Source organism: Pelobacter propionicus DSM 2379, assembly GCF_000015045.1.
In the GTDB taxonomy this organism is placed as follows: Bacteria; Desulfobacterota; Desulfuromonadia; order Geobacterales; family Pseudopelobacteraceae; genus Pseudopelobacter; species Pseudopelobacter propionicus.
This window is the reverse complement of record NC_008609.1, coordinates 3,488,509-3,504,284: the sequence shown is the minus strand read 5'-3', so window position 1 is coordinate 3,504,284 and position 15,776 is coordinate 3,488,509. Positions and strand designations below refer to the sequence as shown.

Below are 15,776 nucleotides of genomic sequence, written 5' to 3'. Positions count from 1 at the left end.
GCCATGATTGAACTAAAGATCGACAACCAAGTCATCGAGACGCAGGAAGGCGAAACCGTAATGGAAGCGGCGCTCAGGCACGGCATCCATATTCCCCACCTCTGCTATCACCCCTGCCTCTCCATCGCCGGTAACTGCCGCATCTGCCTGGTGCAGGTCAACGGTCGTCCCAAACTCATGCCGGCCTGCAACCTGCCCATCACCCCGGGAATGGAGATCGAAACGGACAGCGAACCGGTTCGGGCCGCCCGGCGTGCCGTCATGCAGTTCATCACCTTAAACCACCCGGTGGACTGCGGCATCTGCGACAAGGCGGGCGAGTGCCGGCTGCAGGAATACCAGATGAAGTACGGGGCGGATGAACCGTTCAACATCGATGCCAAGCACCACAAGCCCAAGTTCTACGACCTCTCCGACAGGATCGTCTACGACGCCGAGCGCTGCATCCTCTGCAGCCGCTGCGTGCGCTTCACCCGCGAAGTCTCCGGCTCCTTCCAGTTGGGCATCGTCGAGCGGGGCAGCCACTCCCGGGTCGAGCGCCTGGACCAGGGGACCTTCGACGACCCCTACTCGGACAACGTCACCACCATCTGTCCCGTGGGAGCGCTCCTCTCCCGCGACTTCCTCTACAAGAGCCGGGTCTGGTACCTGGAGCCGGTTCGTTCCGTCTGTCCCGGCTGCGCCAGGGGCTGCAGCATCAACATCTGGAAACGGGCCCACCACTGGCATCTGCGCGCCCTGGGCGAAGAGAAAAACCGCATGGTCTATAGGGTCACGCCGTGCGACAACCCGGAGATCAACGGTCCCTGGATCTGCAACAAAGGCTTCGACCTGCCCAAAGAACTCATGAAACGCCCCAGGGCGCTGCGTCCCCTGGTGCACGGCGCCTTCGTCGGCCTGGAAGAAACCATCGGCGAAGCCAAACGGCTCATCTCCCAGGCATCGAGCCCGGCCATCCTGGTCTCGGCGTGGGCCTCCAACGAAGAGCTGGCCGCCTTCAAACAGCACCTGGGCGAGCGCTTCACCGTCTACACCCGCCAGGACGCAGGCCCCGAGAAAGGGGAGATCGTCGAAGACAACGTCCTGATCAAGGGTGACAAGAACCCCAACAGCAGAGGCGTGGCAGACCTGTTCGGTAGCCAGGCCTACAGCCAGGCCGGCCACGACCTGGTCATCGTCTGGGGCGAAGGGGTCAGACTCTCCGACCTGGGCAGCGCCACCGTCATCCAGCTGTCCTCCTTTGAGAACGCCCAGGACAAAAACGCCGACATCCTGATCCCCATCTCCACCTTCATGGAGCGGAGCGGGAGCTTCACCAACTTCGAAGGCACGGCGAACTGTTTTGACAAAGTGTTCGACAAACCGGAGCTGGTCCAGCATGCCGGCGAACTGTTCGGGAGGCTCGCATGATACAGGACCTGATCGTCTACCTCATCTTCATGGGCTACGCCATCGCCGTCATGGCCGGCGTCGCCACCATCTTCACCTGGGTGGAGCGCAAGCAGTCGGCCATCATGGCCGACCGCATCGGCGCCAACCGCTGCTACCTGCGCATCCCCTTCACCAACGTCAAGATCGTTGCCTGGGGCCTCATCCACGGTATCGCCGACGGCAGCAAGATGCTCTTAAAGGAGAACTTCACCCCCACCACCTACGACCGCTTCTGCTACAACCTGGCCCCCTGGCTGGCCCTCGCCCCGGTGCTCCTGGTCTTCTCCGCCATCCCCTTCGGCGGGACGCTTGTCCCGGGCAAACTGATCGACCCGGCCAGCTTCCCCCAGCTCTCCCAGATCATGGTCAACTTCTTCGGGGACAAGAGCTATGTCATGCAGGTAGCCCGACTTGACGCCGGCATCCTGGTGATCCTGGCCATCTCCGGCATCGGCATCCTGGGCACCATGCTGGCCGGCTGGTCCTCCAACAACAAATTCTCCCTGCTGGGCGCCGCCCGCGCCGCCTCGCAGATGATCTCCTACGAAGTCTCCATGGGTCTGGCTTTAATCAGCCTGGTGGTCACCTACGGCACCCTGGATCTCAACGACATGGTGGTCTGGCAGTCGGGCCTGCTCTTCGGCGTACTTCCCGCCTGGGGCATCATCCTGCAGCCCCTGGCCTTTGTGCTGTTCCTCACCGCCTGCATCGCCGAGAACAAACGCGTCCCCTTCGACCTTCCGGAATGTGAATCGGAACTGGTTTCCGGCTACTTCACCGAATACACCGCCATGAAGATGGGTATCTTCATGCTCAGTGAATTCATCGAGATCGTCGTCGTCTCGGCGCTTCTGGTCACCGTCTTTCTGGGCGGCTACAACCTGCCGTACTTAACCGACGCCGGGTTCGTGCTCCCCATGGGCAAAACCATCGCCCTGTCCCATGCAACTGTTGTCCTTGTGCAGATAGTCACCTTCCTGGTGAAGGTATTCCTGATCGGCTGCTTCCAGATCCAGATTCGCTGGTCCGTGCCCCGTTTCCGCTATGACCAGCTCATGCGATTCGGCTGGAAGTTCCTGCTTCCCCTGGCCGCCCTGAACCTCGTTGCCACGGCATGTGTCCGCTGGTTCACGCTGAAAGGATGATATGAAGAAAGAGTACTGGAATAAGCCAACCATGGATCTGTGGGATCGCCTCTACATCTTCGAGGTGATCCGCGGGCTCTGCATCACCGGATCGGTCTTCTTCGGCAACATGTGGAAATGGCTCACCTTCCGCAAGGGTGCCTTAACCGCCTACTATCCGGAAGAACTGCGGGCCGACTACTCCAGCGCCAACCGGGGCCGGCACCTCCTGACCACGCGTGCCGACGGCAAGGTACAGTGCGTATCGTGCAACATGTGCGCCACGGTCTGCCCTGCCTACTGCATCGAGATCCAGTCCGCCGCCGACTTTAACGACCCGTTCCACCCCAAGTCCCCGGACCGGTTCGAGATCGACTACTCGCGCTGCATCTTCTGCGGTTTCTGTGTCGAAGCCTGCCCCGAAGACGCCATCCGCATGTCCAAGGACACGCCCAACTTCCCCGGCTTCGACCGGGAGAACATGTGGGCCACCCAGGACCTGCTCATGAACTGGCAGCCTGCGAGTGACGCGGCCAAGAGCTACCCCGGCTCCGGTCAGGCCCATCAGGAGGTTCATCCGTGATCGACGTCTTCATCGCCTTCTTCAGTCTGCTGGCGGTCATCTTCGCCGCTCTGGTCCTGACACTGCGTCAGCCCATGCGCTGCGCCCTGGCCCTGGTCAGCCACATGATCTGCCTTGCCGGCATCTACGCCGCCCTTGGCGCCCATGTCATCGCCATGTTCCAGGTCCTGATCTACGTCGGCGCCGTCATGGTCTTCATGGTCTACACCATCATGCTGCTTGACGACCGCGACGACTCCTACCGCCACCCCTATGCCCGGAAGATCGTCCCGGCTGTCGTGGTTGGCTTGGGCTTCGCCGCCGTTGTCTGGGCCGCCATCGGCTACCTGCCCGCGCAGCCCGCCGCTGCCGCGCCGGCCGTCGACCCCTTCACCTTCGCCGCCTTTTCGCTTTCGTTCATGAAGTACTACTGGTTTCACTTCGAACTTGCCACCGTGCTGCTCCTGATCGGCGTCGTCGCCGCCTGGACCGCGGTCAAGGAGGGGCTCTAATGGATCGGTATCAATTCCTGACTACCCTTGCGGGACTCATCTTCTCCCTGGGTCTTCTGGGAGTCGTCCTTCGCCGCAACCTGCTGGTGGTCATGATGTGCCTGGAAATCCTGCTCAACGCCGTTGTGTTAAGCTTCGTCGGCTTCGCCGTCAGAAGCCAGACCCTGCCGGGCATCGCCATGACCTTCTTCATCTACGTCGCCGCATCCTGCGAAATCGCCCTGGCCATGGCCATCGTCGTACTGCTTGTCAAACGCCGCGGTTCACTGGATCTGGGCGCACACCAGGAACTGAAAGGGTAGGCAATGATCAAACTGACGCTCATACCGCTCCTGCCGTTGTTGGGCTTTTTGTTCAACGGCCTCTTCGGCAACCGTCTTCCCCGCTGGGTGGTCTCCACCATCGCCTGCGGGCTGCCTGCGCTCTCCTTCCTGGTCACGCTGGTCCTGTACAGTAGCCTCGTCGCCACGGGCCAGCCCATAGCCGAGACCCTCTACACCTGGGTGGCCCTGGATCCGCTCAACGTGGACGTGGCCTTCTACCTGGACCAGGCCTCCGCCGTCATGTGCCTGGTGGTCACCGGGGTCGGTACCCTGATCCACCTGTACTCCGTGGGCTACATGTCCCATGACGAAGACCAGCCGCGCTACTTCGCGTACCTGAACCTGTTTTTGTTCTTCATGCTCATGCTGGTCCTGGGCAAGAACATGATCATGCTCTTCGCCGGCTGGGAAGGGGTGGGTCTGGCCTCCTACCTGCTCATCGGCTTCTGGTACCAGGACGACGAGAAATCCGCCGCCGGCATGAAAGCCTTCATCGTCAACCGCGTAGGCGACACCGGCTTTGTCCTGGCCGCGCTTCTGATCTTCTCCTACTCCCACACCCTTGACTTCCAGGGGATAAACGCCTACTTCGGTACGGCCGGGCTTCCGGTCTCCACCATGAACCTGATCGGGATCCTGCTCTTGATCGGCGCCTGCGGCAAATCGGCCCAGATTCCGCTCCATGTCTGGCTGCCCGACGCCATGGCCGGCCCCACCCCGGTCTCGGCCCTGATCCACGCCGCCACCATGGTCACCGCCGGCGTGTATCTCCTCTCCCGCATGAACGGTGTCCTCTTGCAGGCCCCCGGCGCCATGCAGGTCGTCATGTGGGGCGGGGCACTCACCGCCTTTGTGGGCGCCACCATGGGTCTCACCCAGTACAACCTGAAGAAAGTGCTGGCCTACTCCACCATGAGCCAGATCGGCTACATGTTCATGGCCTGCGGCCTGGGCTCCTTCTCCGCCGCCATGTTCCACCTGTACAGCCATGCCTTCTTCAAAGCCTGCCTGTTCCTCGGCGCCGGCGCCGTCCTGCACGCCCTGCACGGCGAAGAAGACATGAGGAAAATGGGCGGCCTGGCCAAGAAGATGCCCCTCACCTTTGTCACCTTCCTGGCGGGCAGCCTGGCCCTGTGCGGCGTGCCCCCCTTTGCCGGCTTCTTCTCCAAGGACGAGATCCTCTGGAGCGCCTTTGCCTCGGCCCACGGCGGCTCCACCGCCCTGTGGCTGGTGGGCGCAGTCGCCGCCGGCATGACCTCCTTCTACATGTTCCGGGCCATCATCATGACCTTCTTTGGTCAAGACAACGTGCCCGCGAAACTGAAACACGGCATCCACGAGCCCCCCTTCAGCATGGCCATCGTCCTGATCATCTTAGGCGTAAGCTCCGTCGCTGCCGGCTTCATCGGCCTGCCCCAGGTACTGGCCGACAAGTTTGGCTTCGGCTCCCCCTTCTTCAGCTTCCTTGAACCGGTCTTCGGTCACCACGCCCTGAAAGCGGGCGTCACCCACCAGACCGAACTCATGTTCATGGGTATCTCCATCGCCATCGCCCTGGGCGGCATCTTCCTGGCATGGGTCTTCTACGGCCTGAACCCGGCCCTGCCCGAAGCCATCAAGAAGAAAGCCGGCTGCATCTACACTACCATCAGCCAGGGATACTACTTCGACGCCATCTACGAGAAAGTCATCGTCAAATCCCTGGACACGCTATCGGACTCAGTACTCTACAACATAGCGGAGAAACTCTTGAACTACGTCACCATCGTCAAAGCAGGAGCCACAGCGCGCTACAGCGCCAACCTCCTCTCCCGCATGCAGAGCGGCAACGTCCAGGCCTATGTGCTCTACGCCCTGGCCGGGCTGGCCCTGATCATCTGGTGGGGGGTGGCCAATGCCTAGCAACGGTCTTCTAATCCTCGCCCTGTTCTGCCTGCCGCTGGTGGGCGCCCTGGCCGTACCGTTTCTGCCCGCAAGCGAAAACGGTAAAATCGCCCGCATGTGGGGCATGCTCTGCATGCTGGCTGTGCTGGTCATGGCAGGCGGCATCTTCGCCGGCTTCGGCACCCCCTGCCTGCCCGCCTCCCTGCTTGACCTGAACATCCCCTGGGTGGGGAGCCTTGGCATCAACTTCCACCTGGCCGTGGATGGCCTGAACATCTACCTGCTGCTTCTCACCGGACTGCTCTTCCCGGTGGTGCTGGGCTGCTGCTGGAAACGGCCGGAGACCCAGAACAACCTGTTTGTCGCCATGGCGCTCTTCCTGGAGGCGACCCTTCTCGGCACCTTCCTGGCCCAGAACCTGATGCTCTTCTTCGTCTTCTGGGAAGTGGTCCTGATCCCCATGTTCATCATCGTCCTTGCCTTTGGCGGTGAGAACAAGCGCTCCGCCGCCTTCACCTTCTTCATGTACACCATGGCAGGCAGTATCCTCTTTCTGGCCGCCGTCATCATGATGGGCATGGAGAGCCTGAACCAGACAGGTGCCTGGAACTTCGAATTCGCACATCTCATGGCCCTGAAACTTGACTGGAACACGCAGCTGTTCGTCTTCATCGCCGTCATGCTGGCCTGCGCCATCAAGTGCCCGCTGTTCCCGTTCCACTCCTGGCTGCCCTTGGCCTATTACGAAGCTCCTCCGGCAGGCACCGCCCTCATGGCCGGCGCCCTGTCCAAGATGGGCGCCTTCGGCATCATCAAACTGGCCTTACCCTTGTGCCCCGACGTTGCCCGGGCCTTCGGACCCACGGTCATGCTCTTTGCCGTGATCAGCATCCTCTACGGCGCCATCATCGCCCTGAAACAGACCGACTTCAAGAAGCTGGTCGCCTTCTCGTCCCTGTCCCACATGGGCTACATCGTCCTGGGCATCTTCAGCTTCCACCAGGCCGCCATCCACGGTGCCCTGTTCCAGATCTTGAGCCACGGCGTCGCCGTTGCCGGCCTGTTCCTGCTCCTGGGACTTCTGGAACTGCGCCTGGGCAGGGAGTACCTGAACCTGACCGCCCTTTCCACCCATGCGCCAAGGCTTGCGGTCATGCTCATGCTCTTCATCCTGGCCTCCGTCGCGCTGCCCTTGACCAGCGGCTTCACCTCCGAATTCCTGATCCTGTTCGGCGCCTTCCAGCAGGGCATCGCCGCCTTCCAGGCCAACGCCGGAGCCACCATGCTCACCAGCGTGCTTCTGGCCTCCACCGGCATGGTGCTTGGCGCAACCTACATGCTGCGCTTCGGCCGGGCCATCCTCTACGGTCAGACCAAAGAGGGGGTAGGGGTCAAGGACATGAGCCTCATGGAAGGGATCGGCTTCATCCCGCTGCTTGTCATGATCATCTGGATCGGCGTCAACCCCATGCCGATCATGAACAAGGTAACCACCGCGGTAAGCGCGCTTGGCACCCAGCCGGCAAACGCCCAGATCCAACCGGCGGCGGCACAACCGGCGGCGTCACCCGCGGCGCCCACACCATCTGTCAAGGGAGGCGCCAATGGCCACTGATCTTCTGTACGGCCTTCTGCCGGAACACATCCTCTTGGGCCTGATCCTGGTCCTCATGCTGCTGGAGATACTCAGCGTTGACAAGCGTGCCGGCAGCGCCCTGTTCATCGCCTCGCTCCTGGCCGGCGCCGGCGTCCTGGTCATGCAGCTTCAAACCGGGTACACTGCCGACATCGTCATGAATGAGATCCGCATCGACCGCTTCTCCGAGATCGGCCGCCTGATCATCGTAAGCTGCGGCGCCATCCTGGGGGTCTACTCCCTCTCCAGCGAAGCGGGGCACAAATACTGGATCCTCATCGCCTCATCGCTTCTGGGCGCCATGATCATCCTGGACAGCGCCGGCTTCATCTCGCTCTTCATGGGCATCGAGATCCTCTCGCTCCCCGGCTTCGCCCTGATGGTCCTGAACAACGGTAAATCAACCGCCTCCGAAGGCTCCATCAAGTATCTCCTGCTCTCCTCCGTGGCCACGGCACTGGTCCTGTTCGGACTCTCCTTGGTGTACGGCTCTACCGGCAACCTGAACATCAGTTCCTTCACCGCAGCCGTCGCCACCGGCGGCGTGCAGAACCTGGCCGCCAGCGTCATGATCCTCTCTGGCTTCTTCCTGAAAGCCTCCGTGTTCCCCTTCCACGGCTGGGCACCCGACGCCTACTCCAGCGCCCGTCTGCCGGTAACGGCTTTCCTGGCCTCCATCGTCAAGGCCGCCGTGGTGCTGGGCCTGGTGCGCATCCTGGGCAACGCCGTACTCAACCCGGAAGCGGTCACCGTGATTGCGCTCCTCTCCATGCTCTCCATGTTCTACGGCAACATCACCGCCATCCACCAGACCGCCTTCAAGAAGATGCTGGCCTACTCCTCCATCTCCCACGCCGGCTACATGATGTTCGCCCTGGTTGACAACACCGGAGCCAGAACCGAGGCGCTTCTGTACTACGTGGCCGTCTACGCCGTCACCACCATCACCGCCTGCGCCTGCTTCAGCATCTTGAGCGGCGAGGACGACAACCTGGACAACCTGAACGGCATCTTCAGGAAGAAGCCGGTGGCCGCCATCCTGCTTTCCCTGTGCGTACTCTCCCTGGCCGGCATCCCGCCGCTGCCAGGCTTCCTGGCCAAGTTCTTCGTCTTCAAGACCGTCATCGCCTCCGGTCACCTGACCGCCGCCGTCCTGGCCTTCGTTGCCAGCTACATCGGCACCTTCTTCTACCTGGGCGTGGTGCTGCGGATGTTCCGCTCCGACGCCGAAACCGTGGAGCAGCCAGCCAACGCCACCTGCCTCTGCTGGACCTGGGGCGGAGCGCTCCTGGGTACCCTGGCCCTGGCACTGTTCATGCTGCTGCCCAATATCTTCCACTGGGTGATGGCGGGAATCTAGACACAGGTACATACCACCCTTCAAGGGCGCGTTGCCGACGGTTAAACCGCACGGTAACGCGCCCTTGATGTTTGGGGGGGAGGACGATGGGGGATAAAGCCCAGTCGGATAATCGCTTGCGGCTAAAGCCGCATGTATGCTACTTAAGAGCATTATATTGAACGCACAAACCCAGCCAGGAGACCCACGCCATGTCGGATAAAACCAGCTCCCCGGAAAAAAACAGGGCCATAGATCTGGCGCTCAGCCAGATCGAGAAGCAGTTCGGAAAGGGTGCCGTCATGCGCCTGGGAAACGACGAGGCTCTGCCCGGCGTTGAGGCCATCTCCACCGGTTCCATCTCCCTTGACATGGCATTGGGAGTTGGCGGTGTTCCCCGGGGGAGGATCGTGGAGATCTACGGCCCGGAATCCTCCGGCAAGACCACCCTGGCGCTGCACATCGTTGCCGAGGCCATGAAGCAGGGGGGCATCGCTGCTTTTGTTGATGCCGAGCATGCCCTGGACATCGGCTATGCCCGCAAATTGGGGGTCAAGACCGATGACCTGCTGGTTTCCCAGCCGGATACCGGCGAACAGGCCCTGGAGATCGCCGAAACCCTGGTGCGCAGCGGCGCCATCGACGTGCTGGTGATCGACTCCGTGGCAGCGCTGGTGCCCAAGGCCGAGATCGAGGGGGACATGGGCGACTCCCACATGGGACTGCAGGCTCGGCTCATGTCCCAGGCCCTGCGCAAGCTGACCGGCATCATCTCCAAGTCCAACTGCTGCGTGATCTTCATCAACCAGATCCGCATGAAGATCGGTGTCATGTTCGGCAACCCCGAGACCACCACCGGCGGCAACGCCCTCAAGTTCTACGCCTCGGTGCGCATGGACATCCGCAAGATCGCCACCCTCAAGCAGGGGGACGCGGTGATCGGCTCCCGCACCAAGGTCAAGGTGGTCAAGAACAAGGTGGCGCCCCCCTTCAGGGAAGTTGAGTTCGACATCCTCTACGGCGAGGGTATCTCCCGCACCGGCGATGTGCTTGACCTGGCGGTGGACAAGGGGATCGTCGAGAAGAGCGGCGCCTGGTACTCCTACGGCAAGGAGCGTATCGGCCAGGGACGGGAGAACTCACGCACCTTTCTGACCGAGCATCCCGAGGTGCTGGCGGATATCGAGGGAAAACTGATGGACCTGCTCAGGGGGCCGGCCGTTACCAACGAGTAGGGGGAGCTTTGCCATGAATCTGAACGAGATTCTCACCATTGCCGTCAAGGCCAAGGGTTCCGACATTCACATCAAGACCGGCCTGCCCCCCATCGTGCGCATCGACGGCAGGCTGCACCCCATCCCCAATGCCCCCCGGCTGGCACCCGATATCGTGGGAAACATGGCCCAGTCCATGATGAACGACCGCCAGCGGCGCATCTTCGAGGAAAGTTCCGAGGTGGACCTGGCCTATGCCGTGCCCGGCCTGGGACGCTTCAGGGTCAGCGTGTACCGCCAGCGCGGCACCGTTGCCATGGTCTTTCGCGCCATCTCCTTCGCCATCCCCACCTTGGATGGTCTCAACCTGCCGCCGGTGATCAAAAAGATGTGCATGGAGGAACGCGGCCTGATCTTGGTTACCGGCACCACCGGTTCGGGCAAGTCCAGTACCCTGGCGGCCATGATCGATACCATCAACCAGAGCCGCACCTGCAACATCATCACCATCGAAGACCCGGTGGAGTTCCTGCACCGAGACAACAAGAGCATCATCAGTCAGCGTGAGGTGGGTACGGATACCCCAACCTTTTCCGGAGCGCTCAAGGGTGCACTGCGTCAGGACCCGGACGTGATCCTGGTGGGCGAGATGCGCGACTACGAGACCATCGAGACCGCCCTGACCGCGGCCGAGACCGGCCACCTGGTCATGTCCACCCTGCACACCCTGGATGCCGCCGAGACGGTCAACCGCATCATCAGTGTGTTCCCCCCCTACCACCAGCGCCAGGTTCGCATGCAACTGGCCGGGGTCATCAAGGGGGTTATCTCCCAGCGCCTGGTGCCCCGGGCCGACGGCAAGGGACGCGTGCCGGCGGTGGAGATCCTGCTGGGAACCGCCCGCGTGCGGGAATGCATCGACGACAAGGACAAGACCAAGCAGCTGGGAGACGCCATCGCCCAGGGTTTCATCTCCTACGGCATGCAGACCTTCGACCAGTCGCTGATGAAGCTGTTCAGCTCCAAGATGATCACCTACGAAGAGGCCTTGAGGCAGTGCTCCAACCCGGATGACTTTGCCCTCAAGATCTCCGGCATCTCGTCCACTTCCGATTCCTCCTGGGATGGTTTCGAGCACAGGGAAGATGACGCTTCCGAGCCGGTCAAAGTTGACGACAAGATCGAGATCGAAAAATACTGACCCATCCTCTCCCGAACAGGGGAGGCAGTACGCCCTGAGACTCCTGGCCGGCCGCGACTACACGGTTGCCGCCTTGAAACAGAAGCTTCGTGCCAGGCAGTTGCGGGAGGAGGATCTGGAGCAGGTGGTTTCGCGGCTGGAAGAGGAAGGGTGGCTCAGCGACCGCCGCTTTGCCGAACGCTTCTCCGAGTCGGCGCTGACCTCGGGCCGCTACGTCGGCGTGCGCCTGAGGCAGGAAATGCTCCGGCGTGGGGTGCCCGAAGAGCTGATTGACGAGCAGCTGGCCCGTCTCTGCCTTGATCATGACGAGGATGAACAGGCGTGCCAGATGCTGGCCAAACGGTTTCCCGCTTTCACCTTCGCGGCATCCGGCGACCACGAAAAACGCCGCGTGGCCGGATTTCTGCAACGCCGCGGCTTCCGCTTTTCCACGGTCATGCGAGCCATGAGGAACGCATAGCCGTACCACTACTTTCATGCAATGTAAGGACTACCAGATGACAGGCAGCGAGATTCGCAGACGGTTTTTGACATTTTTCGCGGAGCGGGGGCATACCATCGTGCCCAGCTCGGGCATCATTCCCAAGAACGACCCCACGCTCATGTTCGCCAATGCCGGCATGAACCAGTTCAAGGATTGCTTCCTCGGCATGGAAAAACGTGACTATACACGGGCCTGCAGCTCCCAGAAATGCGTGCGGGCCGGCGGCAAGCACAACGACCTGGAGAACGTCGGCCGCACGGCACGCCACCATACCTTCTTCGAGATGCTGGGGAACTTCTCCTTTGGGGATTATTTCAAAAAAGAGGCCATCGCCTTTGCCTGGGAGTTCCTGACCCGGGACCTGAAGCTGGACAAAAACCGCCTCTACGTCTCCGTCTACACGGACGACCAGGAGGCCGCCGATATCTGGCACCAGCAGGAGGGGGTGCCGCTGGAACGCATCTTCCGCTTCGGCGAGAAGGACAACTTCTGGTCCATGGGCGACACCGGCCCCTGCGGCCCCTGCTCGGAGATCTTCTACGACCAGGGGGAGGCAGCCGGCTGCGGCAGTCCCGACTGTACCGTGGGGTGCGACTGCGATCGCTACATGGAGATCTGGAACAACGTCTTCATGCAGTTCGACCGCTCGACCGACGGCGTGCTGACGCCGCTTCCCAAGCCGTCGGTGGACACCGGCATGGGGCTGGAGCGCATCTCGGCGGTCATGCAGGGGGTGACCAGCAACTACGACACCGATCTGATCCAGGGGATCATCCGCCATGTGGAGCGGCTTTCGGGCAAGACATACGGGAAGGACGAGCGGGACGACGTCTCCATGCGGGTTATCGCCGACCACGCCCGGGCGGTGACCTTTCTGATCTGCGACGGTGCCCTGCCCAGCAACGAGGGGCGTGGCTACGTGCTGCGCCGCATCATGCGCCGCGCCGCCCGCCATGCCAAGATGCTGGGGCTCGCCGACCCCATGCTCTGCCACATGGTGGACGCTGTGCGCGACATGATGGGGGCTGCCTATCCGGAGCTCGTGGAACGCGAGGAATACATCAAAAAGGTCATCCTGGCCGAGGAGCAGCGTTTCGCCGAGACCCTGGACCGCGGGCTGGCCATGCTCAACGACGAGGTGGCCAGGATGCGCGCGGCCGGATCGACGGTCATTCCGGGGGATGTGCTTTTCAGGCTCTACGACACCTACGGCTTTCCCATCGACCTTACCGCTGACATCGTGGAGAGCGAGGGATTCACCATCGACGAAGCCGGGTTCGAGCAGTGCATGGAGCGCCAGCGGGAACAGGCCCGCGAACACTGGAAGGGATCCGGTGCCGAGGGGATCGGCCGGGTCTACAAGGAACTGTACTCCCGCGGCATCCGCGGAGAATTCGTCGGCTATGACGGGCTGTCGGCCCTGTCGCCGGTTCTGGCGATCATCCGTGACGGCGTGGAGGTGGAGAGCGCAACAGCGGGGGAGACCATCGAGTTGGTAACGGAATCGACCCCCTTCTACGGCGAGTCGGGAGGCCAGAAAGGGGATTGTGGTTCCATCTCCACCGGCAACAGCCACCTGGAGGTGAGCGGTGCCAGCCGCCCCTACAGCGACCTGATCGTGCACCACGCAACCGTCAGGGAGGGCATCATCAGGAAGGGAGACGGGGCCGACCTCAGGGTCTCGCGTCCCGAGCGGAGCGCCACGGCGCGCAACCACACCGCCACCCACCTGCTTCAGGCCGCCTTGCGCAGGGTGCTGGGAGAACATGTCAAACAGGCCGGTTCGCTGGTCTCCCCTGACCGGCTCCGCTTCGACTTCATCCACTTCACCGCCATGACCACAGAGGAGATTCGTAGGGTCGAGACACTGGTCAACGGGTTTGTCATGGACAACCAGCCGGTCGTGATCACCCAGATGGATATGGCCAGCGCCATCGAAGCCGGCGCCACGGCGCTCTTCGACGAGAAGTACGGTGATAATGTGCGCGTCGTGCGGGCCGGTGAGGTGAGCATGGAGCTGTGCGGCGGAACCCATGTGCGTGCCACGGGCGAAATCGGGCTGTTCAAGATCATTACCGAGACCGGCATAGCCGCCGGCGTGCGCCGTATCGAGGCACAAACCGGAGGCGGCGCGCTCTCCTTCGTGCGCCAGATGGAGGACGAGCAGCGGGCCCTGGCCGGCTTGCTGAAGGCCGAGGGGGGCAACCTGCCTGAGCGACTGGAGAAGCTCCTGGCCCGCCAGAGGGAGATGCAGCGCGAGATCGAGTCGCTGCAGGGTAAGCTCAACGCGGCAGCCTCGGGAGACCTGCTCTCCGGTGTGGAGGAGGTTGGCGGCATCAAACTGCTGGCGGCCGAGGTGCGGGTGGAGGATGTGAAGGCGCTGCGCGACCTCTCCGACACCCTCAAGGAGCGCATCGGCCAGGGGGTGATCGTGCTGGGGGCGGCAATCGGCGGCAAGGCCAACCTGCTGGTGGCGGTGACCAGGGAACTGAGCGGAACCGTCAAGGCCGGCGATCTGGTGAAGAAGCTGGCCCCCCTGGTGGGGGGGAGCGGCGGCGGAAAACCGGAACTGGCCCAGGCGGGCGGTTCCCGTCCGGAAAACCTGGCCGAGGCCCTGGCTGCCGCGAGACAGGTGCTGGCTGAGCAGTAGCAGCGCCCATGGGTGTCTTGTGGGAGGGTGCGTGAAACGACGCCATCGGAACGACAGAGGAGATCATCGGCAAAAGAGGACGATTCTGGTCGTGGATGACGACAGCGCCATCCTCGCCCTCTGTGGCCGGGTGCTGAGAGGGTATCGGGTGCTCCAGGCGCGGAACTGTACCGAAGCCCTGAAAATGTTCGAGAACGAAGCGGTTGACCTCGTCCTGACCGATGCGAAGATTCCGGGTGAGTGCGGCATCGACCTGCTCAGGCGCATCAAGGGACTTCAGCCCGATGCGCTGGTGATCATCATGAGCGCTTGCGCCGACCAGGAAACCGTGCTCAGGTCCCTGAGGGAAGGGGTGGACGACTTCATCTGCAAGCAGTTCATCCAGCTGCAGCTGCGGGAATCCATTGAAAAGGTGCTTTTCAGGAAGATCCTGCGGGCGGAGGCGGCTGATAAGAAGAGGTTGGAGTGCCTGAGAAGCGGTTTCCTCTCCCTCATCTCCCACAAGCTGCGCACGCCGATCACCAATATCTCGCTGATTCTGGAATACCTCGATCAGAGCGTCTGCGGCTCGGGCGCGAACGGCTGCCGCCAGGCCATTGCCACAGCCGGTGAGGAAGCCTCCTATCTGGGGCGGTTGGTGGATGAGCTGTTGCTGTTCAGCCAGGTAATGGGAGGAGAAGAGGTGCGGCCTGAGAAGGTCGACCTCGTCTCCCTGGTGGCCAACGCGCTGCAGGAGTCACCCGAGTCCCAGGCCAAGCCGGGTGTGGAGACGTTTTTTGAACCGAGCACCCTAGAATCCTTGAACCTCGACCTCCGCAAGATCGCCTTCGCCCTCCAGCAGGTCATCGACAACGCCTACAAGTTTTCACCAGAGCCGGGCCGGGTGTCCGTCGCCCTCTGTCAGGGTAACGGCGAGATCAAGATCGTTGTCGTCGATTCAGGCTCCGGCATCCCCCGTGAGGAGCAGGAAAAGGTGTTCGACAAGTTCTACCAGGTGGATCCGGACGGCACCGGACAGGTGCGCGGCCTGGGGTTGGGACTGTTCTACGCCAGGGAATACGTCCTTCTGCACGGAGGGGCAATCACCCTGGAGAGCGAACCCGGGTCGGGAACGACCGTCACCATCGTGCTTCCCCTGCAATAAGTTTTTGAGGTTTTGTTTATTTTGCGTTAGACTGCCACCTTTGCGGATGGCTTTTTTTTTCGGCGCCGGGAGTCAGGCAACCCCGATACAGGTTTGCTGTATTCTGAAAAGGGCAGGTGACAACCGCCGGAGTGAGTGCATCAGGGCTCTTTCGTCGTAATTCCTGGCGAAATGAAGCGTCAACAGCCGATACTGTCTGAGCCCGAAGGGCGAGTTTATCGGCTGTAGCGAAATAATCCTGGAGTTACAGAAAGAGCCCGTCCGCACGAACG

The 15,776-nt window shown here is 62.0% G+C and carries 13 protein-coding genes; all 13 read left to right on the top strand.

Going from position 1 to position 15,776, the window contains the following annotated elements:
* Positions 1-3: 3 nt before the first annotated feature.
* The 13 genes from PPRO_RS15860 to PPRO_RS15800 all read left to right on the top strand — a co-directional run bounded on the left by PPRO_RS15860 (position 4) and on the right by PPRO_RS15800 (position 15,504).
* Positions 4-1,410 (top strand): 2Fe-2S iron-sulfur cluster-binding protein, encoded by a 1,407-nt coding sequence (locus PPRO_RS15860; protein WP_011734578.1) that lies wholly within the window; start codon positions 4-6, stop codon positions 1,408-1,410.
* The gene (locus PPRO_RS15855) at positions 1,407-2,576 is read left to right on the top strand and encodes a complex I subunit 1/NuoH family protein (RefSeq protein WP_011734579.1); all 1,170 of its coding nucleotides are present in this window, start codon (positions 1,407-1,409) and stop codon (positions 2,574-2,576) included. Before PPRO_RS15860 ends, PPRO_RS15855 begins: the two co-directional genes overlap by 4 nt.
* Before the next feature lies 1 nt (position 2,577).
* Positions 2,578-3,138, top strand: a complete 561-nt coding sequence (locus PPRO_RS15850) for a 4Fe-4S dicluster domain-containing protein (RefSeq protein WP_011734580.1) — start codon at positions 2,578-2,580, stop codon at positions 3,136-3,138.
* A complete protein-coding gene (locus PPRO_RS19770; protein ID WP_011734581.1) occupies positions 3,135-3,629 on the top strand; it encodes an NADH-quinone oxidoreductase subunit J family protein in 495 nt (164 codons plus the stop codon). The genes PPRO_RS15850 and PPRO_RS19770 overlap by 4 nt, the downstream gene beginning before the upstream one ends.
* Positions 3,629-3,931, top strand: coding sequence for an NADH-quinone oxidoreductase subunit NuoK (gene nuoK, locus PPRO_RS15840; protein ID WP_011734582.1), 303 nt, complete (start codon positions 3,629-3,631; stop codon positions 3,929-3,931). Before PPRO_RS19770 ends, nuoK begins: the two co-directional genes overlap by 1 nt.
* A 3-nt stretch (positions 3,932-3,934) precedes the next feature.
* Positions 3,935-5,854, top strand: coding sequence for an NADH-quinone oxidoreductase subunit L (gene nuoL, locus PPRO_RS15835; RefSeq protein ID WP_011734583.1), 1,920 nt, complete (start codon positions 3,935-3,937; stop codon positions 5,852-5,854).
* Positions 5,847-7,451, top strand: coding sequence for a complex I subunit 4 family protein (locus PPRO_RS15830; RefSeq protein WP_011734584.1), 1,605 nt, complete (start codon positions 5,847-5,849; stop codon positions 7,449-7,451). Before nuoL ends, PPRO_RS15830 begins: the two co-directional genes overlap by 8 nt.
* Positions 7,441-8,832 carry an NADH-quinone oxidoreductase subunit N gene (locus PPRO_RS15825; RefSeq protein ID WP_011737005.1) on the top strand — a complete coding sequence of 464 codons (1,392 nt, stop codon included), beginning with the start codon at positions 7,441-7,443 and terminating at the stop codon, positions 8,830-8,832. The genes PPRO_RS15830 and PPRO_RS15825 overlap by 11 nt, the downstream gene beginning before the upstream one ends.
* 191 nt (positions 8,833-9,023) lie before the next feature.
* Positions 9,024-10,046 carry a recombinase RecA gene (gene recA / locus PPRO_RS15820; RefSeq protein ID WP_011737004.1) on the top strand — a complete coding sequence of 341 codons (1,023 nt, stop codon included), beginning with the start codon at positions 9,024-9,026 and terminating at the stop codon, positions 10,044-10,046.
* A gap of 13 nt (positions 10,047-10,059) precedes the next feature.
* Positions 10,060-11,226 carry a type IV pilus twitching motility protein PilT gene (locus PPRO_RS15815; protein WP_011737003.1) on the top strand — a complete coding sequence of 389 codons (1,167 nt, stop codon included), beginning with the start codon at positions 10,060-10,062 and terminating at the stop codon, positions 11,224-11,226.
* On the top strand, positions 11,195-11,686 hold the full coding sequence (locus PPRO_RS15810; protein WP_011737002.1) for a regulatory protein RecX: 492 nt from the start codon (positions 11,195-11,197) through the stop codon (positions 11,684-11,686). The genes PPRO_RS15815 and PPRO_RS15810 overlap by 32 nt, the downstream gene beginning before the upstream one ends.
* Before the next feature lie 37 nt (positions 11,687-11,723).
* On the top strand, positions 11,724-14,360 hold the full coding sequence (alaS, locus tag PPRO_RS15805) for an alanine--tRNA ligase (protein ID WP_011737001.1): 2,637 nt from the start codon (positions 11,724-11,726) through the stop codon (positions 14,358-14,360).
* A 31-nt stretch (positions 14,361-14,391) separates the two neighbouring features.
* Positions 14,392-15,504, top strand: a complete 1,113-nt coding sequence (locus tag PPRO_RS15800; protein WP_011737000.1) for a hybrid sensor histidine kinase/response regulator — start codon at positions 14,392-14,394, stop codon at positions 15,502-15,504.
* The last annotated feature ends 272 nt before the right edge of the window (positions 15,505-15,776 follow it).